We start from the raw sequence: 23,644 nt of genomic DNA, 5'->3' as shown, positions 1-23,644 counted from the left end.
CTACAAAAGGTTATGCACAGCAAAAAAAGAGAACATTCCATAAGGAACATTCTCTAGGCGTCGCCCACATGATCAATAACAATCCGGTTGCGACCTTCATTTTTCGCCTCATACAATGCCATATCCGCCCTGTAAAATAAAGATTCAATGCTGATCTGCTCATCCAGCCAGTTCCATTCAGCAATCCCGCAGGAAACGGTCACCTGAGGCTGGGTTTCATGTTGTACGCGATAGCGGATTTTTTCCGCATACTCCAGCGCCTGCTGTACTCCAAGCTGCGGCAAATAAATTGCCAATTCCTCGCCGCCCCATCTGGCACATACATCCTCGCTACGGGTCGCCGAACGAACAATATCACTGACACTTTTCAATATTTGATCACCTGTCTGATGCCCGTATGTATCATTCACCTGTTTGAACTGATCAATGTCCACCAAAATGAGAGAACCGCAAAAATCTTTCTCCTGATGTCTCTGAATCACCTTGTCCACATAATGACGTACATACAGACCTGTTAGCATGTCCATATTGGCCAGACGCCGTACCTCAGCATGCAGCATGGCATTTGTTACCGCCAATCCGATATGGGGGGCCAGCATTTGCAACATTTTGTAATTATCGTACGAAAAAAAGTGAGGGAGCTTGCTGGACAATAAAATAGCCCCTCTCGGTGTACCGCTGGTTTTCATAGGTACCGCCATCAAAGAAAGGGAATCGGTCATATCCATAAAATCGGAGGATATCTTCCCTTCCTTTCTGTAATCTGATACGATAACAGGCTCTCCTGTTCTGCGTATCAGCCCTGCAAACCCATCCTCGCCAGAGTAACTGTGCAGCCTTAAACTTTCTACGTTGCTTGACGTGACCTTAAAGCAATTTCCTTCCTGATCGAGTTGCACAATACAGCAAAAGTCAGCCAAGAACATTTTCAATAATTCCTGCACAGCAAACTCGAATATTTCGTTCAGCTTAAGGCTTTGATTCAAGCGCTGAACCAGTTCATTAATGAGACGCAACTCATGGATGAGCACATTGGATTGCTCCAGCAGCTTTGCATTTTCAAATGCGGTGCCTGCTGTGTCCGCCATCATGGCGATCAGCTCCACATCCACTTTCTTCATGCTTTCGGCACCTGATGGAAGAATCATATGAAACACACCATATACACCTTGCTTGCCACGTAAAGGAATGCCGATTTCAGTCATTTCTCCTTCTGTGCCTACAGGCTCATTTACAGCCATTTGGCCTTTCATAAATGCACGCACACATACATCCTCGTCCCGCTCGTGCAACAACAAAGGTTTGACTTGCGGATTACGACTGTGCCGATCCTGGCTCATATATAACGTGATATCTACATGCGGAAACAAGTAAGCTATGCTGCCAAATACCTCGTCCAGCACGCCTTCAACATCAATCTTGTCATGCATTCGCTTTACAATCTGAAATAAAATAGAGCGTCGCCTGCCATCGCGGTCGCTCCGGTTCTGCATCCCGAGGATATCTTCCATAAATATATACTCAAATCTCGTATAAAAGCAGGATCTAAAATGCAAAGTTGCCGCTAATAATGCGTCCTGCTCGGGAACAGAATGTTGAGCAGACAGTGTAAAACGAAGAGCAGCAAAAGCCTCACCCTTATGATTACGGCAAAATACAGGAACCATGTACACAAATGCAAGGCTTCCGTCCCGAAGTTTGCGTTGACTTATTTCCATTTCTCTGGACAAGCAGCAACGTTCGACCAGCCCCAAATCCTCGTCATCATCCTCTTCCCTACCTGCAACCCGAACACCTGTAAAATTAAAAACGGCGGATTGTTCTTCATTAACCCACGATATACCATTGCTCTGCTGCAACCAGTTCCGATATCCTTGGACAAGAAGCTGATTAATATAGGGGAAATCAAATGGTGTCATATCCATGTTTTGGAGCCAGGCAAAAGACGTATATTCTTTATCATCAAACAGCGGAGCACCGCTAGCCTGGGCTGTTTTACCGTCAAGCGTTTGCTGATCCGTTGTTGAAAAGTCCGACATATTAAGGCGCTCCTTTACAGCAAAATTAGCTGTACCAAGACAGCGGCTACGCACCACTATAGCTTATAATATGATCTATTTTACTCTTAACTCCAGAAATTTGCATCCATTTTTCAGAAATTTGTCCCACTTTTTTAGTTCTAAAGCCCTATCGACAAATTTTGACGTTTTCATTCTTTTTCTCTTCTTGACATTGACCCACTATTACATATAGTATATATTAATGAAAAAGACTGTACGGCAGAACTATCTACTGTGCGGATCTTAAATTTTGGGCGTAACAGTTTGTGTCACCCTCATCTTATTTGTTGCTAACAGGACAGCGGCTGAACTTTTCTGTCAGTAGTGCGCATCACCTTGATTGGTAGCGCCGAACAAATTGGAGCGCAAAGAGAGCCCCAACTCAAATTTTAATTATGAAGGAGTTAACTCTATAATGGCACGTTACACTGGTCCTAAATTTAAATTGAGCCGTCGTCTGGGGATTTCCCTGAGCGGCACAGGTAAAGAATTGAAACGCCCTTTCCCTCCGGGACAACATGGTGCAAACCAACGGAGAAAAATTAGCAACTACGGTATGCAGCTTCAAGAAAAACAAAAGCTGCGTCACATGTACGGCTTGGGTGAAAAACAATTCCGCACTCTGTTCAACAAAGCTCAACACATGCACGGTATCGCTGGTGAGAACTTCATGTTCTTGCTGGAAAGCCGCCTGGACAACCTCGTGTTCCGTCTTGGCTTTGCTAACTCCCGTGCAGGCGCACGTCAATTGGTAGCACACGGTCACGTTACTGTGAACGGTAAAAAAGTTGACATCGCTTCTTACCAAGTAAGCCTGGGCGACGTGATCGGTCTTCGTGAAAGAAGTCGTTCCCTGTCTTCCATCAAAGAAGCTTTGGAAAACCGCAACCACTTGGTAGCTTACCTGGAGTACAATGACGCAGCTCTGGAAGGCAAATACATCCGTTTGCCTGAGCGTGGCGAATTGTCCCAAGATATCGACGAAAAACAAATCGTCGAATTCTACAACCGCTAATCCTTGTGATAGCACTGAAAAGCACCCGAACTTCGTTCGGGTGCTTTTTTCGTGTTACTGTTGCGTGAAGCTTGTAACATTTTATTCAATCGGTATATATATCTTAATATCCAAATCTGGAAAGGAAGAATTCATCACGTCGGTAATTTCAAAATCAGGTCCTTCCCTACGCTCAAAATTAGAGTTCGGAAGCCATGTGCCGTAGATATAGTTTCGTACATCCTGAACCTGGCCATTCGGACCTGAAGCGTTAAATTCGGCATACTTTCCTGCAGGAATCTCCATATAGATAAATCCCTCTGCCAAATCTTCCGCTTCTCCCTCAACTTCCTCGCCAATCACAAATGAAAATTCACCATTATCTTGAAAAGAGCAAGCAATACCGTACGACATCCCCGGTGCAATTTTATTCGGAATACGCATAAAATGCTCATTCGTTCCAAAGTGATCATAAAATCCTGGAATCTCATTATAATGCTGCTCATGATTCAGGTTTGTTTTGTACTCATGGCCTATGACCTTAATCGTATCGAATTGCAGCATTACCGGCTTATTCACATCCAAATCCCCTTTGGTGTTTTTTTGATAATCCAGAAAATTAATCTTGTGTTGCTGGGAAATATCTATATCACTGTTCCGGTATTTCCCCGGGGTGACACCAAAACTTTTTTCAAAAGCACGTGTAAACGCTTCTTGTGAACTGTACTGGTATTCAAGAGCAATATCTAATACCTTTTGATTAGACTGTTTCAGCCCTACAGCCGCCTCCGATAATCTTCTCTTCCTTATATACTGTTGAACCGTAAAACCCGAAATCGCCTGAAAAAGCCTCTGAAAATGAAAGGATGAAAAGCAAGATTGCGAAGCAATTTCCGTAATTTTCAACTCTTCTCGAAGATTCATTTCAATAAACTCAATCGCACACTGTATTCTTTTAAAGTAGTCCATACGATCCTTCCCCTTACTTGTTATAGTTTGACGATTCATCCACCAAGCGAATTTAGCAAGACTTCGTAATCCATTATGTACAATCCTGCACATACTTGTTTGATCATTTGTGCTAAGTTTACCACGGCCTTTTTACTTCAGTAGAAATAAAAACAACGCAGAGACACTATGCATGTCTCTGCGTTGTTAAAATAAAGGTGATTAACGGCGGGCAACAACGAAGCGGCCTGATTTAAATTTAGAGAAATCCAGCGATGTAGACTAAATCGAACGCAGGACTACCTCTCTCCCGCCATGTATCTCACATTTTTATCAGCCTAGCTTGATTTTGGCGAACTTCCGTTTACCCATTTGCACAATATCGCCTTCCTGCGGCGTGTATGCTTCGTTTATATCGGTCCATTTCTCTTCATTAATTTTGACCGAGCCCTGCTGAATGCTGCGTTTGGCTTCACCATTAGAAGCCGCAAAGCCCAAATGAGTCAGCAATTGGATGACACGGATGCCGCCATCTTCCAAATGATCGGCCGTCAAAGTGAACTCTTCAATATCGTCAGGCAGCGCTCTTTGCTGGAATACGGTCACAAAATGCTGCTTCGCTGTTTCCTCCGCTTCCTTACCGTGGTACATGCGTACCAACGTTCCAGCCAGCTTCATTTTGGCGTCACGCGGATGCACTGAACCGTTCTTAATGCCTTCCGCCAGCTCAGCCAGTTCCTCATTGTTCAAATCTGTTGCCAGCTCAAAATATTTAAGCATCAGTTCATCAGGAACCGACATGGATTTTCCGTAGATTTCGTTCGGCTCCTCATCGACACCAATGTAGTTGCCCAGACTTTTGCTCATCTTCTGCACGCCATCCAGCCCTTCAAGCAGTGGCAACGTAATGGTGGCCTGTGGCTCCACTCCGTATTCCTTTTGCAGAGTTCTGCCCATCAGCAAATTGAACTTTTGATCTGTACCCCCAGCTCGATGTCGCTTCGGAGTTCCACGGAATCCATCCCTTGCATCAACGGGTAGAAAAATTCATGGATGCTGATCGGCAAGCCGTTTTGGTATCTTTTCGTAAAGTCATCCCGTTCCAGCATACGTGCGACAGTTACTTTAGCGGCCAGCGTTACCACATCGGCAAAAGACATGGGAGCCAACCAATGGGAATTGTAGTATACCTTTGTTTTTTCGGGGTCCAGAATTTTGAATATCTGTTCCTTATACGTCTGGGCATTGCGCTGGACATCTTCCTCAGTCAGTTGCTTACGAGTTTCCGATTTGCCTGTCGGATCACCAATCTTGCCCGTAAAATCACCGATGATAAGTTGTACCTGATGACCAAGCTCCTGAAACTGGCGCAGCTTATGCATAACGACCGTATGCCCGATGTGAATATCCGGCGCCGATGGGTCAAGTCCTAATTTAATTTGAAGCGGCTCACCGCTAACGACCGATTTAATAAGCTTACGCTTCAGCTCATCCTCCGGTACAATTTCTGCCACACCACGTTGAATCACATTTAATTGGCGTTCTACCTCTGCCTGCTGCTCAGGCTTCATCTCTTCCCACTTCATCCTGTATACCTCCTGTTTTCATCCAAAATATTACATATTAAACAAACCAAAAAGCCCCTTTCATCCCAAGGGACGAGAAGGAGCTGCTCGCGTTACCACCCTAATTAAAGAAACGTATGCCAAAGGCAAGCGTTTCTTTCACTTCATTCCTATAACGGGCCTACACCCGGTACTGGATTACTATAGTCAGCTTCGCAAATCTGCAAAAGCTCTACCATTCATCCAGACAGCTCCAGACGGTAATTCAAAGGAGGGTCGTTACCGATTCGCACCACCCATCGGCTCTCTGCACAACGTGATTCCACCTTCTACTGAAGTCTTTCTCTGCTTTTCACGATATTTACTTTGACCTATTTATAACACACCACTTTTATAGAGTCAACGACACCAAAAGACAGGCTTTTTAGCATATGGGTTCATTTTGTAATTTTATGCTATAATAATGGCTGTTATAAAGGAGGAAGACTTAATGGTTGAAGAAAACAACAATGTGTCAGAGCCAAAGCCTTCCCGCTTACGGACAACCATGCGGAGGCTCGGCCGTGTCATAAAGTGGGTCGTCATCATCTGTTTTATGGGAGCGCTGTTCGCAGGAGGAGCCGCAGCCGGCTATGTAGCCTCTATTGTGAAAAGCGAGCCTGTACGCTCCAGATCCATGATTGAACAGGAAGTAGACAAAAATGCAATTACAGGCTTCGCTTATTTCAATGATGGCTCCCCTATCGGACAGCTCCGGACAGAAGAAGATCGACGTCCTGTCACGTTTAAGGAGATTCCGCAACTCGTCATTAACGCAGTCATTGCTATTGAAGATAACCATTTTTACGAGCATAAAGGTGTCGATCTGTCGGGAACGCTGCGGGCTATAAAACAAAAAGCACTGCATGAATCCGTACAAACCGGAGGAAGCACCCTGACCCAGCAGCTTGCCCGTCGTGTCTTTCTGAATCTGGATCGCACGGATGACCGCAAGGTCAAGGAAATTTTGCTCTCTCTGCGCCTTGAGCGCTTCCTGAGCAAGCAGCAAATTATTACGGCCTATCTCAATAAAGTACCTTTTGGTAACGGATCAAGCGGTTATAACGTCTTTGGGATCAAAGCAGCGGCCAAAGGTATTTTTAACGAGAATGATCTGAATGAGCTGAATGTGGCTCAAGCCGCCTATCTGGCAGGTCTGCCACAGCTTCCTTCCTCTTATTCCGCTTACAACGGTAAGGGTGAATTTAACGAGTCCGGCTTTAAAAGGGCGATCAACCGCCAGCACCTGGTACTCAGCCGAATGCTGGAGGAGAATAAAATCAATCAGGCACAGTATGATGAGGCGATGGCTTTTGATATCAAAAAGTCGCTCGCTCCACGCACTGTTAAAGCCTATAACACGTATCCGTATCTTATGATGGAAACGGAACGGCAAGCGGCACAGGCACTTATGTCAGTCACAAATCCGGGTCAAGCGGCCAATGCCAGTGCAGATGCCAAAACCAAGGATGATAACGACTTGCTCAAAGAAGCTGAACAACAGCTTCGAACAGGTGGTTATATGGTATACACCACTATTGATAAAAGCATCTACAAGTCGATGCGCCAAATTGCAGAGAACAAGAATAATTTCTCTTCCACAAGTAAAACCAAGGGAGACGAGCAAGCGGCCGCGATTCTTATCCAGCATAAAACAGGCGCGATTCTCGGTATGATGGAAGGCCGGGATTTCCAAAAGGAACAGATGAATTATGCGACCCAGATGGTACGCCAGCCGGGATCGGCTATGAAGCCGATTGCCGCTTATCTCCCTGCATTGGACAGCGGTCTCGTGCAGCCTGGCAGCATCGTGGATGATGCACCTATTATTTTGAAGGATGGCAGCAATGGGTATCACATCCCGAAAAACGCCAATAACCGCTATCAGGGGCTGGTTACGGCCCGTTATGCGCTGAATCAGTCACTAAATACGATAGCACTCAAGTTGTTTAACGAAAAAGTAGGTATCAGCAAAGCTTGGGATTTTGCCAAGAAGCTAGGCATTACCACCTTGGAACCAAGCGATAACAATGCCCAGACAGGTGTACTCGGCGGCTTGGCCCACGGGGTCACAGTTGAGGAACTGACGAATGCTTATGGTGCTATTCCAAACGGCGGTGTATTTAATGACGCCTACATGATTGAAAAGATTGTGGACTCGCAAGGCAATATTGTTTATAAGCATCAGCCTAATCCTGTACAAGCCTTTACACCACAAACCGCCTATCTGATGACGGATATGCTGCGTACAGCCGTGTCGGAAGGTACAGGCAGACTGGTGAAGCGTAATTTCGATCAAGCTGGCAAGATTCCGATTGCCGGTAAAACAGGCACTACACAATCCTATACCGATGTATGGTTCGAGGGCTTTACGCCTGACGTCACACTGGGTGTATGGGTTGGTTACAAGCAACCTGTCAATAAGCTCGAAACAAAAGCACAAAAAGAGCGGGCACGTCGCCTTTGGGCGCAATCATGAATGAAGTGACCGCAAAGGATCCGGATCTGTTCCAAACCGACAGCTTCAAGCGACCAGACGGTATTGTAACAAGACAGCGTCCGCATACGGTTCGGATATTTACAACAGTAAGTATCCACCCAAAACAGTGAAAATGGTGTCACTCGTGCCAAATATATTACCTATCAAGGTGTCAATTACATTCCACGGGACGGCACACCGGATGACATGTTGAACGAGCGGACCGTTAGTAAACGGGAAAAACCGATTTCAGAGCTGATTAAAGAGCTCCAGCAAGCCTTTACGGTGATGAGACGACATAATTCGTTGTCCTACTATCTGCCTCAGGATGCAGATAAGGCGGCTCCTACCCGGATTGATCCGCGTAAAGACGATGGAGCCGATCCTAGTGCTCCGTCTAACGTTAGCGTAAGCTATAGTGACGGCAAAGCTATGATCAGCTTTAGCCCAAGCGGAAACAGCGATGCCGTAGGATACCGTCTATATCGTTCTACGGATGGGAGCAGTTTCCAACGGCTTGGCAAGGTCGTCATGGCTGACGGCTCTAAAGTGTTCTCTGACAGCCCGGGTGGCAGCAGCTCCAGCTACTACGTAACCGCCGTTGATGTAGGTGGGCATGAGTCAAAGCCAAGCTCCCAAGCAAGTGCAGCACCTGTAGTGCCACCTGATGATCCTGGGAATCCAGTTGTACCGGGTGAAGGAGATGGAACGGGTGCGCAGCCTACGGAGATTCCTACCGCTCCTGGGCAGCCTCAAGCGAAAGCAGCAGGCTCAGCCGTAGCGCTCCAATGGAGTGCAGGAAAGCCTGCGGATGCGATTACAGGCTATAAAGTGTATTACAGTGAAAGCGGTGCGGAGCCTTTTACAAACATCGGCTCCACCGCATCCACCAGCTTTCAATATAAAGCGGGCGGCAAACCGAAGGGTTGGTTCCGCATCACTTCCATGAATGCCTTGGGGAATCAGCTCCTTCCGGAGCCGTTCGTCCATAACAGCTCACAACAGCAACAAATGTTAATATTTGGTAAAATCTACTTTATCAGCACCAACAAAAGGAGAGTCCCTCAGCCATCACGGCTTTGGAGACTCCCTTTTTTGTATCTTTCTTAAAAAGCATTTCAATCCTCTATGGTAGACAAATCTCCTGTAGGAAGATTAAGTTCCCAGGCTTTGAGTACACGTCTCATAATTTTACCGGAACGGGTTTGGGCAGCTTTTCCTTAAACTCAATTTCGCGTGGTGCAGCATGGGCAGACAGCCCTTCTTTGACAAAGCGATAAATATCCTGCTGCAAAGCTTCAGAGGGGTGTAGCCTTCACGGAGTGCGATAAAAGCTTTAATGATCTCTCCCCGCACAGTATCCGGCTTTCCGATCACTCCAGCCTCTGCTACAGCGGGATGCTCCAGAAGCTTGCTCTCGATCTCAAATGGACCGATCCGCTCCCCTGAGGAATTAATGACATCATCAATACGCCCTGAAACCAGAAGTATCCGTCCTCATCCATATAGGCAGAATCACCGGACACATACCAACCGGAAAAACGGAAATACTCCTGAAATTTGTTCGGGTTGTTCCATATACGGTTCATCATAGAGGGCCACGGTGTACGTATCGCCAAGTGCCCCATTCGATTAGGCGGCAGCACTTGCCCTCTGTCGTCTAGAATAGCCGCCTGAATACCAGGCAGGGGCTTTCCCATCGAGCCGGGCTTAATCGGCAGCTCAGGGAAATTACAGATCATTTGACCACCCGTTTCCGTCATCCACCAGGTATCATGAATACGCTGCTTATATACCTGCCAGCCCCAGCGTACCACCTCGGGATTTAACGGTTCCCCGACGGATAACACATGCCGCAGGCTTCCGAGATCATATTTGGCAACGATATCCTCCCCTGCGCTCATGAGCATCCGAAACGCGGTAGGAGCGCTATACCATACAGTCACCTCGTGGCGCTCAATCGTTCGGTACCAATCCTCGGGACTAAAACGACCGCCACGGATCACATTTGTTGCTCCATTCAGCCACGGGGCGAAAATGCCGTAGGACGTTCCTGTAACCCAGCCGGGATCGGCTGTACACCAATACACATCATCTTCACGCAAATCAAGCACCATTTTACCGGTATAATAGTGCTGAATCATCGCGTTTTGCACATGATATACGCCTTTAGGCTTGCCCGTTGAGCCTGACGTGTAATGAATAATCAACCCATCCTCACGACTCAGCCATTCCGGTTCAAGTTCCTCGGAGGACGTAAGCATTTCCGTTTCAAAATCAATAATCCCTTGCTCCCGTTCGTCCACATCGCCAACCACAAAAATATGCCGCAGCTCCGGAAGTTCCTCACGCTTTACGCGTGAAAGAAGTGCAGGCGTGGTCACCAGCGCCACTGCTCCGCTATCTTCCAGCCGATCCTTGACCGCCGTTTCCATAAACGCCTCAAACAAAGGCCCGACGACTGCTCCTACCTTCAAAATGCCAAGCAGACTAATGACCAGCTCAGGTGAACGCGGCATGAATATAAATACCCGCTCCCCTTTGCCAATGCCGTATTTTCGCAGCACATTGCCAAACCTGTTGGAGCTGGCACGCAACTCAGAAAAGGTGTAGGCTTCATGGCGGTTCGCGTCACAATACAACAGCGCCGTTTTGTCACCTCTCCCTTCCTCTACATGCCGGTCAATCGCTTCGTGCGCCATGTTCACCTTGCCTGATTCATACCACGTAAAATGACGCTCTGCATCTTCCCACTGAAAGCGGTTGTAAGCTTGTTCATACGGGCCCATGTTGGATGTGGGAACTACAGCCTGGAGTTCTTCAATCTTCATGCGTTCAGCCTCCTCACGATATAATGAGAATAATACAGAACATGATAACGCTTACAAATTCAATACAAGCATGTCAATTCCTTTATTTAACATCTGATAAAAGCGACTAATTGTGAACAATTTATGTCTAAAACAGTATATCATAGGTGAGGATGTGACGACCATCCTTTTCATTTATTTGTTTTTTTGCTATAAGTAGGGGATATGGGGAGCTAGGTCACGGTAAACAAGGAGGCGCATGTATGCAGCATTTAAAACTGCACCATTTGGACACGCTAAGTCATAACGGGCAAAGGATCTACGTAGAAGGCCCCGTATCCGCTGAACAACTGCGTTCATTTCAAATGCATCCACATCTCGACGCCTTTCGCAAGCCGAAGGAGCAATTCGACGCGCTGGTGGATATTTCGGGACTGCCGGAAGGCAGGATTATCATTGCTCATGACAGGGAAACCATTCTCGGATACGTGACTTTTCACTATCCTGATGAGATGGAACGCTGGTCCGAAGCCAGAATGAAGGACCTGCTGGAGCTTGGAGCGATTGAGGTAGCCGACGAATATCGCGGACTGGGTCTGGGAAGCCAAATGATTCGGGTCGCCTTTGAGGACGGACAACTGGAATCCTATATCATTTTTACGACTGAGTACTATTGGCATTGGGATTTAAAAGGCAGCGGTCTCTCCGTATGGGAATACCGCCGCATGATGGAACGTCTGATGAAAACGGTGGATATGGTCTGGTACGCTACGGATGATCCTGAAATATGCTCCCACCCGGCGAATTGCCTAATGGTCCGAATGGGAGAGGATGTCCCCCTCACATCACAGGAACAATTTGACCGTATCCGGTTTGTGAGAAGATTCATGTATTAAAATGTTACACCACTAGCCATTTAACCCAAATGCTTCAGCATATATTCCACAATTCGATGCGAACGATGGGAAGATGCTACTGTAAATTCGCCAAAATTAACGTGGGCAGATCCGTCTGCCTTATCAGACATAGAGCGGAGGACAACGTAAGGCACAGCGTTCATATGGGCTGTCTGAGCCACTGCTGCGCCCTCCATCTCGGTACAAGCACCGTCCATCTCCTGATGCAATGCAGCTACCAGCTCACGGCTAGCGACAAACTGGTCACCGGAAAGCACCTTGCCGACAATATAACGATCGCCGAAGGATTGACAGGCTTGCTCAGCCAGACGAACAAGATCAGGATCAGCCGCAAACTCCGAGGTATCCTGATAAGGAATGATTCCTCTGGCATAACCCAAAGGCGTTACATCCATATCATGCTGCATACATGTGGAGGAAATCACGATATCCCCAATATTTAAATCCGGATGCACCGCCCCTGCCACTCCTGTAAATATGATTTGTTCTACTCCAAAGCTATCGATAAGGATTTGTGTCGTTACCGCAGCATTGACCTTACCTACACCGGACTTGCATACGACAATCTGTTGACCGTGAATGACTCCCTTTGTATAGGTGATTCCAGCCCTGACCGACTTACTAACTTCAGTCATTGCAGCAAGCAGCAGTTCAATTTCTTCATCCATGGCACCAATTAATCCATAAATTCGACTCATCTCAAATCCCTCTATTCTTTGTTTAATGATGTGCATTATGGACTATGTATTCACGAAAAAAGCTCCATTAAAGGAGCTTTCATCGAAGGTCTATCCTGTTAACAAATCTGTCTAGTCTAGATAATTAACCGACAACCGCAAAATCGTTTCATGCGGCAAAATGACGCGAGGATTTTCCACATTTTCCTTCTTCATCAGCTTGGTCAGCAAACGCATCGCTACTGCACCCAAATCGTACATCGGTTGCGCTACTGTCGTAAGCTGCGGACGAACCATGGAAGCCATACGGATATTGTCCACACTGATGACAGAGAAATCGTCCGGTACTTTCAAGCCTTCATCCTGAATGCTATGAATCGCACCAATTGCCATTTCATCCGTAGCCGCAAAAATTGCGCTTGGCTTTTTCTTGAGGCCCAGGAAATACTTCATTGCCTCCACACCGGACTCATAACGATAGTTCCCGATTCGCACGAGATCTTCCTGATACTCCATTCCTGCTGCTTCCAGCGCTCTCTTGTAGCCTTGGAAACGTGCATAGCCGTTCGCAGGGTCCTGAAGAGTACCACTAATCATCGCGATTTGACGGTGCCCGTGGCGGATCAATGTATTCACTGCATCAAAAGCAGCGGCTTCATGGTCAATATCAACCGAAGGATAGCTGCCTTTCTCATCACTCGTTGCGCACAGAACGATAGGAACCGCAGCCGTATGAAACGCCTGAATATGCTCGTCCGTTACTGTGCCGCCCATGAACAGAAGTCCATCAACCTGCTTTTCAAGCAGCGTATTGATGACACGAATCTCTTTTTCTTTCCGCTTATCGGCATTACACAAAATAATATTATAGTGATACATATTCGCAATATCCTCAATACCGCGCGCAATTTCTGCAAAAATTGAGTTCGATATATCCGGAATAACCACACCAACGGTCGTTGTCTTCTTGCTGGCCAGACCTCTAGCCACCGCATTCGGGCGATATCCCAATTGTTCAATCGCTTCATACACCTTTTTGCGGGTCTGAGGTTTTACGTTAGGATTATTGTTAACTACGCGGGATACCGTGGCCATTGAGACACCGGCTTCGCGAGCTACATCATAGATCGTTACCGTCACATTCCTTCTCTCCATTGCCAATAAATTTTCAACCGAATCCTAGATCAACTAATTAGAACCATGATACGACAAAATACTACTTTATGCAACGACTGCGCTCATTCTGCCTATGTGAGATGATCGTGGAGCGCATGGGCTGTAATATTCGAATGGGATGTATGCCAGACAGCCTCTCCGTCCTTTATTAAGATGGCCTGCGGCGATTCATGCTTCACCTGGAGCCTGTCCGCAGCTTCATTGGACACCGGCCGGTCTTCTACTACATAAATGATACCGTATTCAATATTTTCGTCGGGAGTGCCTTGCAAGTAGGATTCCATCTCCTGATGTGCGCGGGAACTAATCGGACAGCGTGTGCTATGTTTAAAGAGAAGCAGCGGCTTGTCTGATGACGCTTCCAGTGCCGAATTTAATTGTTGAACAGTAGTCATTTTCGTCATCGTCACCATTGGATATACATTCCTTTCTGTGTCTTGTCGTATGGCCTATTCACATCGTAACAAAAAGAACATGTAAAATCCAATGGTGACCATGAAAATTTTCATTTTTTTTAGTTTTTTGTATTCATAAACACCGATTCACTGGTAAAACCGGATAATTGCACCAATCTTTTCTGTACATCGTTCATCCAATCCTCATCTTCCAGACTTCTCGCATAACGATAAAGGTCCAGCAGCAGGTTGATTCGAAGCTCCATTCGCTCCTCCAAAGAGGATTGCCAGTCTACATTGGGATTGTCCGCTTCCTCCAGCACCAGCTTGCGTATAATTTCTGCCAGCTCGTTGTTACGGGCAAAGGAAATACGCCGAGCATTAGGCTTGCTCCCCAAATTTTGTAACAGCTCCTTGATGTCCTTCGTCACGTGCTGCAAAACCTCACTCGAGAAGCACGAAGGGCATGAAAATACGGGAACATGTAAAATTTCAACCTTGTCCGCATATATCACCTTTCTCAACTCCAGCCCCATCGGTTTACCGCATTGGCATTGCTTATGCATTTAACCACCTCATTACGTAGGATCAAACTATATGAGGATCTCATCAGAATCCAGATATATCTATCTACTAGTCTATAAAATATTTGTAAACTCCATTAAAACTATCATACCTTGTTTTATTTCGACTTTGGGACCTCAAATCCTTCCACAGATTGAAGCTATGAACAAATTACCAAAGCTTTGGCGGGTCAGAAAATGACGACAATTGCTGTCAAAGAGCAGACTACTAACATAAGAATCTGCGAAGGAATGGACTTCGGGCGTTCTTTTTCTTAAGATGTAAAAGTACAGATTACAAAACAGAGGTGTCATCAAGTGACGCACGAAAGGATGGTTGGATGTCGAGACTTGCTGGAAAAAAGGTTATCGCCCTGGTAGATGAGGAATTCGAGGATCTGGAGCTATGGTACCCTGTGTACCGTGTTCGTGAAGAAGGCGCAGAAGTACATTTGGCCGGTGCTGAAAAGGGTAAAATATATATTGGAAAATATGGCGTACCTGCTGAAGCGGAATATGCCTTTGAGGAATTGAACAGCCGCGATTATGACGGGATTCTTGTCCCCGGAGGCTGGGCGCCCGATAAACTGCGCCGCTATCCCAAGGTGATTCAACTTGTACAGGAGTTTCACGCCGCCCATAAACCCATCGGGCAGATCTGCCACGCGGGCTGGGTGCTGATCTCCGCCAAAATTTTGGACGGTGTCACCGTAACATCCACACCGGGCATTCGTGATGATATGGAAAACGCAGGAGCCATCTGGAAGGACGAGGCTGTCGTGACGGACGGACATATCGTATCTGCCCGCCGCCCGCCTGACCTTCCGCCATATGGAAAAGCGTTTTGCGATCTGTTGGCAAACAATGCTCAGAAATAAGTCAGTTCCAATAAAATGAGCAAAAGCACCTTCAAAACCATGGCTAATGTGGTTTTGAAGATGCTTTTTTTATTTCAAAACAAAATGCACAATTAGTGCATAATTACTGGCGTCCTGGCCCAGCCGGAATATAGCCGACATTAACTGCGGTCAGCTTGTCTTCGATCGCCGCGCCGGTAGACATGCTGAAGCACGCCTGGGCAACCAGCGTTGCCTCTGCTGCGGACGTGTTCAGTACACGATGCTTGACTCGCAGCAAGGACTGGGGAGACATGCTAAGCTGATGTATTCCCAGCTCCAGCCACAGGGGAATGGAACGTTCATCTCCTGCCATTTCACCGCACACACTCACATCAATCCCTGCCTGATGAGCAGCCTGCGCCGTCATACGCAGCATCCGCAGCACCGCCGGATGGTATGGATGGTACATATGCGCAATCTGCTCGTTCATGCGGTCTACGGCCAGCACATACTGTACCAGATCATTCGTGCCTATACTGAAAAAATCCGTTTCAGCCGCCAGCAGATCGGCAATCATTGCTGCCGCTGGCACCTCGATCATAATCCCTTGCTGGATATGTGGGTTATAGGCAAGGCCTCTCGCATCCAAATCCGCCATAGCTTCCTTCAAGATCGCATCCGCCTGACGGATCTCCTCCACCGATGAAATCATAGGATACATAACCTTGATATTCCCTGCCGCACTAGCACGTAAAATAGCTGTCAATTGAGTCTTGAATAATTCCTTCCAATCGAGACTGATACGTATAGCGCGATAGCCTAAAAACGGATTTTCCTCCTCCGGCAGTTGAAGATAGTCCAACGGCTTATCCCCGCCGATATCCAATGTACGGATAACAACGGAGTGGTTTCCTGCCTTTTCTGCTACCAGCCGATACACTTCATACTGCTCATCTTCATCCGGTGCGGAGTTTCGATCCATATATAAAAATTCCGTGCGGAACAGTCCCACACCCTGCGCTCCATGCTTCAATGCCGCCTCCAGTTCCTTGACAGAGCTGATATTAGCTGCCAGCCTCAGTTCAGTTCCATCCTTGGTCACGGCTTCCACGGAAGCGAGCACCTGAAGCTGTTCTTTTCTGCGGCGCTGCTCATCACGTAATGCCGTATAATGATCAATAATGGATTTTTCCGGGTCCACATAAACCTTACCCAAGTCTCCGTCGACAACCATCATATCCCCCGTCTGGACAGGTAAATTGAGGTTGCTCTCCAGTCCCGAAACGAGCGGAATACCCATCGCACGGGCCATGATCGCGGAATGCGATGTTTTGCCCCGTTCATAGTCACAATTCCTAATACATAGCTTGGATTCAAATGGGCTGATTGAGACGGAGAAAGCTCCTTGGCTACCAGAATGTAAGGCTGTGTGTCCTTCGGAAGAGTTACTTCCGGCGCACCCAGTAAATGCTTGAGCAGTCGGTTCCCCACATCCTTGATGTCGATTGCCCGCTCCTTCATATACTCATCATCCAGCAGATCAAACATCGTCACAAAATGATCAATTGCTTCCTTAACAGCTACCTCGGCTGCTTTGTATTGGCGCTCGATGATTCCACGAACCTCGTTCATGAATTCAGGGTCCTCCAATATAGCCAGATGCGCATCAAAAATGCTGGATTCCTCCGGTCCCACCATTTCCCGAAACTCATCCTTAATAAACTGGATTTCACTTTTGGATGTGCGGATCCCTTCATACAAACGCTCGAATTCCTTTGCGAGATCCACCGCATCCATTTTCTGCTCAGGTAAATCCCACTCCCAGCTCGGCAGGACAAAAGCCTTCCCGATTGCCACACCTGCTGCGGCGCCGATGCCTTCTATCATGTCTCTACCCCTCCAACATTCCTGTCATGCAGCACAACGGACATTACCGAGGCCTGACCTTTTTTCACTGTTTTAAACGGAGCAAAGCTCCATGACTTCACGCGATCCGGGTTCGTAATGACCATGGGGGTCACTAACGATGGAGCTTGTTCCCGCAGTGCCTGCAAATCAAATTTGATCAGCAATTGTCCCGGTTCCACCGTATCGCCTGCTTCTACCATAGCAGTAAAATTCCCTTTTAGCTGTGAAGTATCAATCCCTATATGAAGCAGAACCTCAATTCCCTCTCGTGTAGAGATGCCTAAAGCGTGCATGGTCGGATACAGATGCATAACCGTACCATACACCGGAGACACAAGTTCACCTCGTTCGGGAACAAAAGCAACTCCGTCCCCGACCAGCTTCGTTGCAAAAATTTTGTCCGGTACCTCGTGAATCGGCAGCATTTTTCCATGCACAGGGGCGTTGAACAACACTTGAGGAAGATCACGCTCCATAAGCTTCGCGATTTCCTCACGAATCAGCTCCGAATACGTCCCGAACACAACCTGCAAGTTGCCCCTCCCAGGTTGATGAGTCCAGCCGAGCCCAAAGCTTTTATCGCTCCGGTATCAATCAGCCGGTCATTGTGGACGGTAAGGCGCAACCGTGTAATGCAGGCTTCCACCCGAACAATATTTTCCTTCCCTCCAAGCGCCTCCAAAATGAGCGGTGCGCTGTAGGGAATATTGCCTGCCCAATCCTCCAGAACCGAACCTTCCTCGCGGCCTGGAGTGGGAATACGGAACCTCCGAATCGCCCAGCGGAATAGCACATAATACACCAGCCCATACGCCACGCCTAACGGAATCAACAACCAGGCGTTATGTGACAGATGGAAATTGAGTACGTAATCTATAAAACCCGCTGAATATGAAAAACCGTGATGAATATCCAGCTCAAAAGTAAGCCACATGGCCAGACCTGACATAACTGCATGAACGAGGAACAAATAAGGAGCAGCAAACAAAATGCAAACTCAATTTGTTCTGATACACCAGTAAAAAAGCAGACGAGTGCAGCAGTCAAAAACGTCTTTTGCACCTTCGGTTTCAAATCTTCACGCGCTTCCTGAATAATCGCCAGCGCAATGGCTGGAATCGCAAACATCATAATCGGAAACAACCCTGACATAAAATAGCCCGCCGTCGGATCGCCAGCAAAAAATCGGGGTAAATCCCCCTGCACTATGTCGCCTGACGGTGTTTTATATGTACCTAGTTGAAACCAGAATATATTATTAAGCAGATGATGAAGGCCAAAAGCCGCCAGCACCCGATACAAAATACCGTAAATAAACAATCCGAAGCCGCCCAGACTCAATTCCAGACCTGCTATAAATTGCAATCCTCTCTGAATGAGTGGTGCCACTATCAGCATCAGTCCTGCGAACACAGCGGAGAACAAGCCAATCAGCAGTAAAACAAATCGAGTCCCTCCAAAAAATTGGAGTACCTCAGGCAGCTTAATGCTTTTGAAGCGGTTATACGCCACCCCTGAAATGACACCCAAAATGATGCCAATGAGCGTCGCGGGATGAATGAGTCCGTTTCCAAATCTCAATGTGACCTGATCATATATAGCCATACCAGCCAATGCCGCCAGTCCTGCCTGACCTGCCTGATTCGACATGCCGAGTGCTACACCAACCGCAAACAAGTACGGCAAAAAATAAAAAATCCCCCGCCCTGCTGCATTAGCCATTTCAGACACCATTGGAAATCCCCACGTGGACCAGGGAAGGCTGCCGAGACTTAGTAATATAGCAGCAGCCGGTAACACCATCGTCGGGAGCATGACAGCCCGACCAAGCTGTTGTAAGGATCCGAGCCAATTCATGGCATTCCTCTCCTTTCTATCCCTGATGGTAAGTCGAATAAATACTTTTGTCAAAGCGATTCTCTTGCTTCACGTCTGGATGGTATGGACTCTCGACTTGAGGGTATAGATCAGCGTCTCAATACTGTCGATTGAGCTCATTCACCAAGATAATATCACAAAAATGGCATACATACATTATATGGATTCCTGTAAGCATAATATAGCCCAATTTCCACACACCAAAACCTTCTCCCCGTATTTCATAGGGGCGAAGGTTTTTCTTCATGTCCAGATTATCCTTTACGTACTGCTTGGGTTATGGAATCCTCTACCTTGATGCAACGATCCATAATAACCGTCATTCCATGCTCCTGCGCAATGTCAGCGGCTTCCTGGCTGATAATGCCCTGTTGAAGCCACAAAACCTTCGCACCTATAGCAGCCGCCTCACGAGCAACCTCCGCGCAGTACTCACTGCGACGGAATACATTGACCAGTTCGACAGGCTCGGGTACTTCTTCGAGACTTGCATAGCAAGTTTCTCCTAAAATCGTTTGCCCCGCTACCGCAGGATTAACCGGAATAATACGGTATCCCCGCTTTTGCATCGCATAAGACACCATATACGAGGTCCGGTCTGATTTATCAGACAAACCTACAACCGCAATGTTGCCTACTTGTTCCAAAATGCTTTTGATCTCTTCTCTTGACGGATTTGCAAAAGCCATCCTTTTCCCTCCTGTCCACTTTTAGAACTTACTTTTATTTTACCCACTCTACAGAGGCGCCAAGCGTCGTCAGATGGTCAAAATATTGCGGATATGATTTGGCAACATGATGCGCATCCTTGATCACCAGCGGTTTCTGGGCCCGTAGACCAACTACCGTCAAAGCCATAATAACACGGTGGTCAAAATGCGCGTTAATTTCAACACCGCCTTCAACCCCCTCCGGTCTGCCATGTACGATAATTTCAGCCTGACGTTCCTCCACCCGAGCTCCGGCCTTGGTCAGTTCGTTCAAATAATCGGTAATGCGATCACATTCCTTGTACCGCAAATTTTCCACATTATAAAAACGGGACGTGCCGTCAGCAAATACAGCCGCAGCCACCATCGCCAGCACAGCATCGGTTGCAGCATCGCCGTCAAATTCAATGGCCTTCAAACGGCCATTCCCCTTCACGACGACGGTGTCGTTCTCGTGCGTCAGCGATACTTCCATCATACGAAGCACATCTACAATAGCACGTTCTCCCTGCTTGCTCTGCTCCTTTAGCCGATGGATGGTGACATCCGAGTTCGTGACCGCAGCCGCCGCCAGCACCGCGGCGCTGCCCGGGTAATCGCCCTGCACGGTATATATGCGTGGCTGATAAGATTGTCGTCCCGGCACACGGAAAGACATGTAATCATCACTTGTATGAATGATAATGCCTGCTTCTTGGAGCACCTCCAGCGTCTGACCAATAACCACCTTGGATTTCAGATCATGCAGCACCTCAATTTCGCTATCTTCCTCCAATAACGGCGTGAGGAATAGCAAGGCGCTCAAATATTGCGAGCTAACCGAACCGGATACCTGAATTTTGCCGCCTTTGGGCTGACCGCCCTGAATGCGGATCGGAAGCTTACCTTCACGATGATCTACCTGTACACCCAGTTGACCCAATGCGTCGATCAGATCATCATGTGGTCGTTTTCCCAGCGAATCGGGATATGTATTGACGAAAGTAACATCCGGGCACAGCGATGCGATCCCCATCAAAAAACGAAGCACTGCTCCGGCGTTACCTACATTGAGTTCCTTCACAGCACGAGGATGGCTGCCAAAGCCCGTAATGACTATTTTTTCATCATCCTCTTCCAGCACTGCCCCCAAATCAGCGATACAACGACGCATAGCATCACTGTCCTCACTGTGTGCCGGAAAATAAATGGTACTTCGTCCATCGGCAAGCGCTGCTGTCAGCAAATAGCGTGTAGTGTAGTTTTTGGAGGACAAGGCCCCAATCTCCCCTTGCAACGAAGGGGTAGGTCTAACGATAACATCCATAATGTACATGCTCCTTTTCGGATTTTAACCAACCCGTTTTACGTTAATTATACAAGCTGTGATGTTCATTTCACCACCAGAAAAAAACACTGAATATCAAGCAAAGCCTGCCCGAGTTTCATCCCGGCGATTCATTAATCTATACACGCCTTTAGGATTAGCCAGATTGACAGCTTAGAGATAGCTTCGCTATCATACATAGAGAGTGTGATGTTTTGCACACGTCAATAACACACGCAGCACCCATTTTACATTAGAAAAGAGGTCCAGCCATGACGCAAATCGCCCTGATTGAACCTTCTGAGCTTCGCGCACGCCTGCAAGCAGGAGAACAACTGCAATTGATCGACGTTCGCGAGGCAGAAGAAGTAGCGGAAGGCATGATTGACGGTGCCAAGCATATTCCGCTCGGACAGATTCCAAGTCGTCTTGAGGAAATTGAACGTACCGGTGAAATTATCTTTATTTGCCGGAGCGGTTATCGCAGCGAACGAGCCTGCGAATATTTACAACAGCTCGGTTATGAAGGCTGCACTAACATGACCGGCGGTATGCTGCAATGGTCACAAGAGCAGTAAAATGCAACTCACCACAAGAGACGGGATCTTTCCGTCTTTTTGTTATAACCCAAAGCTTAGACGCGGTAATGCGTTAAAATATCTTGTTCTTATCATACCACAGCCCCAAAAGATTACACAATCCTCTAGCTTCATCCTCATCCAATCAACCATCCACGAAATCAAAAAACGGAAGCTTCTTCTACCACAAGGGTAAAAAAAACTTCCGTTGTATCACATCAATGCTATCCTTACATATCCATCAATTTATTAGAACCATTGGTGATGGAATACGCCTTCTTTGTCCACACGTTTGAACGTATGCGCACCGAAGTAGTCACGTTGTGCTTGCAGCAAGTTTGCTGGCAGACGCTCAGTACGGTAGCTGTCATAGTATGCAAGCGCACTGGAGAAGCCTGGCACTGGAATACCTTGAGATACAGCTACGGAAATCACCTGACGCCATGCGTTTTGGTAAGTTTCTACTACATTTTTGAAGTAGGAATCCAGCAACAGGTTTTTCAGAGCAGGATCGCGGTCATACGCATCCTTGATGTTTTGCAGGAATTGCGAACGGATAATGCAACCGCCGCGGAAGATCATAGCGATTTTTCCGTATTTCAAATCCCAATCGTATTCATCGGAAGCTGCACGCATTTGTGCAAAGCCTTGAGCATAAGACACAATTTTACTTGCGAACAATGCTTTACGTACGCTTTCGATAAATTCTTTTTTGTCCCCGCTGAAGGATTCAGCATTAGGACCGCTCAGCACTTTGCTTGCCGCAATACGCTCGTCTTTCATAGCAGACAGGAAGCGGGAGAATACAGATTCGGTGATCATGGACAATGGAACGCCCAGATCCAGCGCGCTTTGGCTTGTCCATTTACCAGTACCTTTTGACCTGCCGCATCCAGAATAACGTCTACCATTGGTTTGCCTGTTTCGGAATCATATTGGGAGAAGATGTCAGCCGTGATTTCGATCAGGTAGCTGTCCAGCTCGCCTTTATTCCATTCTGTGAAGATTTCATGAAGCTCTTCCGCATTCACATTCAGGACCGATTTCAAAAGGTGATAAGCCTCACCGATCAATTGCATGTCGCCGTACTCGATACCGTTATGCACCATTTTTACATAGTGACCAGCACCGTCGGGACCGATATATGTACAGCAAGGGTCGCCTTCTACTTTGGCAGAGATTGCCGTCAGAATCGGCTCTACCAGCTTGTAGGCACTTTCTTGTCCACCCGGCATAATTGCAGGACCGTTCAAGGCACCTTCTTCGCCACCGGATACGCCTGTACCAATAAAGCGGAATCCTTTTTCCTCCAGCTCCTTACTGCGGCGCTGTGTATCAGGGAAGTAGGCATTGCCTCCGTCTATAATAATGTCGCCCTTGTCCAGATGAGGCACAAGCTGCTCAATCGTGGCATCCGTTGCTTTACCAGCTTGAACCATGATCAGGATTTTACGGGGCGATTCCAGTGAGTTCACAAATTCTTCAATGGAGAAAGTACCCGTCAGTTTCTTACCTTCTGCTTCTTTGATAAGATCATGCGTTTTTTCGGGAGAGCGGTTAAATACCGAGACGGTGAAGCCTCTGCTCTCAATATTAAGGGCCAAATTCTTACCCATTACCGCCAGGCCGATCACACCAATCTGCTGTTTTGCCATCTGGTTCCTCATCCTTTGCAACATATTTTTTATTCTATATCGCCGCTTTACCGCATTACACTTTATGTGAATCGGAACACGTGCAATTCTATTTTAACGTTTTTGGTGTCAGAAGTGAACCCCTGTCTATTCGCAGATCAAAACACC

12 protein-coding genes, 6 pseudogenes and 1 other annotated feature are annotated in these 23,644 nt (G+C 47.2%); of the genes and pseudogenes, 5 read left to right on the top strand and 13 right to left on the bottom strand.

Going from position 1 to position 23,644, the window contains the following annotated elements:
- Window positions 1-53: 53 nt before the first annotated feature.
- Window positions 54-2,039, bottom strand: coding sequence for a sensor domain-containing diguanylate cyclase (locus tag ASL14_RS22850; RefSeq protein WP_134913598.1), 1,986 nt, complete (start codon window positions 2,037-2,039; stop codon window positions 54-56).
- 436 nt (window positions 2,040-2,475) lie between these two features.
- Here ASL14_RS22850 and rpsD point away from each other — a divergent pair, with 436 nt between their 5' ends.
- Window positions 2,476-3,075: a 30S ribosomal protein S4 gene (rpsD, locus tag ASL14_RS22845; RefSeq protein WP_134913596.1), complete on the top strand. Its 600-nt coding sequence runs from the start codon at window positions 2,476-2,478 to the stop codon at window positions 3,073-3,075.
- A gap of 81 nt (window positions 3,076-3,156) precedes the next feature.
- Here rpsD and ASL14_RS22840 read toward each other — a convergent pair whose 3' ends face one another.
- Window positions 3,157-4,023, bottom strand: coding sequence for an AraC family transcriptional regulator (locus ASL14_RS22840; protein ID WP_134913594.1), 867 nt, complete (start codon window positions 4,021-4,023; stop codon window positions 3,157-3,159).
- Window positions 4,024-4,335: 312 nt separating this feature from the next.
- Window positions 4,336-5,588 (bottom strand): annotated as a pseudogene (gene tyrS / locus ASL14_RS22835) (tyrosine--tRNA ligase).
- A gap of 65 nt (window positions 5,589-5,653) precedes the next feature.
- Window positions 5,654-5,922: a binding site (T-box leader), on the bottom strand.
- A 135-nt stretch (window positions 5,923-6,057) separates the two neighbouring features.
- Between tyrS and ASL14_RS22830 the strand changes: the two are divergent.
- A pseudogene (locus tag ASL14_RS22830) lies at window positions 6,058-9,077 on the top strand (transglycosylase domain-containing protein).
- A gap of 126 nt (window positions 9,078-9,203) precedes the next feature.
- On the opposite strand, the pseudogene acsA reads toward ASL14_RS22830, so the two are convergent.
- Window positions 9,204-10,916 (bottom strand): annotated as a pseudogene (gene acsA, locus ASL14_RS22825) (acetate--CoA ligase).
- Between the two features lie 242 nt (window positions 10,917-11,158).
- Here acsA and ASL14_RS22820 point away from each other — a divergent pair.
- The gene (locus ASL14_RS22820; RefSeq protein ID WP_134913592.1) at window positions 11,159-11,791 is read left to right on the top strand and encodes a GNAT family N-acetyltransferase; all 633 of its coding nucleotides are present in this window, start codon (window positions 11,159-11,161) and stop codon (window positions 11,789-11,791) included.
- A 20-nt stretch (window positions 11,792-11,811) separates the two neighbouring features.
- Here the strand turns inward: ASL14_RS22820 and ASL14_RS22815 are convergent, their stop codons facing one another.
- From ASL14_RS22815 to ASL14_RS22800, 4 genes are all read right to left on the bottom strand, one after another.
- On the bottom strand, window positions 11,812-12,510 hold the full coding sequence (locus ASL14_RS22815) for a 5'-methylthioadenosine/adenosylhomocysteine nucleosidase (RefSeq protein ID WP_134913590.1): 699 nt from the start codon (window positions 12,508-12,510) through the stop codon (window positions 11,812-11,814).
- Between the two features lie 111 nt (window positions 12,511-12,621).
- Window positions 12,622-13,629, bottom strand: a complete 1,008-nt coding sequence (gene ccpA, locus ASL14_RS22810; RefSeq protein ID WP_044648625.1) for a catabolite control protein A — start codon at window positions 13,627-13,629, stop codon at window positions 12,622-12,624.
- A gap of 107 nt (window positions 13,630-13,736) precedes the next feature.
- Window positions 13,737-14,078, bottom strand: coding sequence for a bacillithiol system redox-active protein YtxJ (gene ytxJ / locus ASL14_RS22805; RefSeq protein ID WP_134913588.1), 342 nt, complete (start codon window positions 14,076-14,078; stop codon window positions 13,737-13,739).
- Window positions 14,079-14,179: 101 nt separating this feature from the next.
- Entirely contained in the window at window positions 14,180-14,626 is a 447-nt protein-coding gene (locus tag ASL14_RS22800) for a hypothetical protein (protein ID WP_134913587.1), read from the bottom strand.
- A 338-nt stretch (window positions 14,627-14,964) separates the two neighbouring features.
- On the opposite strand from ASL14_RS22800, the gene ASL14_RS22795 reads away from it, so the two are divergent.
- Window positions 14,965-15,501, top strand: a complete 537-nt coding sequence (locus tag ASL14_RS22795; RefSeq protein WP_134913585.1) for a type 1 glutamine amidotransferase domain-containing protein — start codon at window positions 14,965-14,967, stop codon at window positions 15,499-15,501.
- A gap of 103 nt (window positions 15,502-15,604) precedes the next feature.
- Here ASL14_RS22795 and ptsP read toward each other — a convergent pair.
- The 4 genes and pseudogenes from ptsP to aroA all read right to left on the bottom strand — a co-directional run bounded on the left by ptsP (window position 15,605) and on the right by aroA (window position 21,264).
- Window positions 15,605-17,349: pseudogene (gene ptsP / locus ASL14_RS22790) on the bottom strand (phosphoenolpyruvate--protein phosphotransferase).
- Window positions 17,346-19,227: pseudogene (locus ASL14_RS22785) on the bottom strand (glucose PTS transporter subunit IIA). The pseudogenes ptsP and ASL14_RS22785 overlap by 4 nt, the downstream one beginning before the upstream one ends.
- 275 nt (window positions 19,228-19,502) lie before the next feature.
- On the bottom strand, window positions 19,503-19,937 hold the full coding sequence (locus ASL14_RS22780) for a CoA-binding protein (RefSeq protein WP_134913583.1): 435 nt from the start codon (window positions 19,935-19,937) through the stop codon (window positions 19,503-19,505).
- A gap of 34 nt (window positions 19,938-19,971) precedes the next feature.
- Window positions 19,972-21,264 (bottom strand): 3-phosphoshikimate 1-carboxyvinyltransferase, encoded by a 1,293-nt coding sequence (gene aroA, locus ASL14_RS22775; protein WP_134913581.1) that lies wholly within the window; start codon window positions 21,262-21,264, stop codon window positions 19,972-19,974.
- A 272-nt stretch (window positions 21,265-21,536) separates the two neighbouring features.
- On the opposite strand from aroA, the gene ASL14_RS22770 reads away from it, so the two are divergent.
- On the top strand, window positions 21,537-21,842 hold the full coding sequence (locus tag ASL14_RS22770; RefSeq protein ID WP_014282339.1) for a rhodanese-like domain-containing protein: 306 nt from the start codon (window positions 21,537-21,539) through the stop codon (window positions 21,840-21,842).
- Between the two features lie 249 nt (window positions 21,843-22,091).
- Here the strand turns inward: ASL14_RS22770 and gndA are convergent.
- Window positions 22,092-23,497: pseudogene (gene gndA, locus ASL14_RS22765) on the bottom strand (NADP-dependent phosphogluconate dehydrogenase).
- Between the last annotated feature and the right edge of the window lie 147 nt (window positions 23,498-23,644).

Source organism: Paenibacillus sp. IHB B 3084 (assembly GCF_001447315.1).
Lineage (GTDB): Bacteria > Bacillota > Bacilli > Paenibacillales > Paenibacillaceae > Paenibacillus.
This window is presented reverse-complemented; position numbering and strand designations above follow the sequence as displayed.

What these genes read in the sequence shown, in the direction of transcription:
- ASL14_RS22850 (WP_134913598.1), bottom strand. Translation starts at nt 2,039, where the DNA reads ATGTCGGACTTTTCAACAACGGATCAGCAAACGCTTGACGGTAAAACA.
- rpsD (WP_134913596.1), top strand. Translation starts at nt 2,476, where the DNA reads ATGGCACGTTACACTGGTCCTAAATTTAAATTGAGCCGTCGTCTGGGG.
- ASL14_RS22840 (WP_134913594.1), bottom strand. Translation starts at nt 4,023, where the DNA reads ATGGACTACTTTAAAAGAATACAGTGTGCGATTGAGTTTATTGAAATG.
- ASL14_RS22820 (WP_134913592.1), top strand. Translation starts at nt 11,159, where the DNA reads ATGCAGCATTTAAAACTGCACCATTTGGACACGCTAAGTCATAACGGG.
- ASL14_RS22815 (WP_134913590.1), bottom strand. Translation starts at nt 12,510, where the DNA reads ATGAGTCGAATTTATGGATTAATTGGTGCCATGGATGAAGAAATTGAA.
- ytxJ (WP_134913588.1), bottom strand. Translation starts at nt 14,078, where the DNA reads ATGGTGACGATGACGAAAATGACTACTGTTCAACAATTAAATTCGGCA.
- ASL14_RS22800 (WP_134913587.1), bottom strand. Translation starts at nt 14,626, where the DNA reads ATGCATAAGCAATGCCAATGCGGTAAACCGATGGGGCTGGAGTTGAGA.
- ASL14_RS22795 (WP_134913585.1), top strand. Translation starts at nt 14,965, where the DNA reads ATGTCGAGACTTGCTGGAAAAAAGGTTATCGCCCTGGTAGATGAGGAA.
- ASL14_RS22780 (WP_134913583.1), bottom strand. Translation starts at nt 19,937, where the DNA reads ATGGCTTTTGCAAATCCGTCAAGAGAAGAGATCAAAAGCATTTTGGAA.
- aroA (WP_134913581.1), bottom strand. Translation starts at nt 21,264, where the DNA reads ATGGATGTTATCGTTAGACCTACCCCTTCGTTGCAAGGGGAGATTGGG.
- ASL14_RS22770 (WP_014282339.1), top strand. Translation starts at nt 21,537, where the DNA reads ATGACGCAAATCGCCCTGATTGAACCTTCTGAGCTTCGCGCACGCCTG.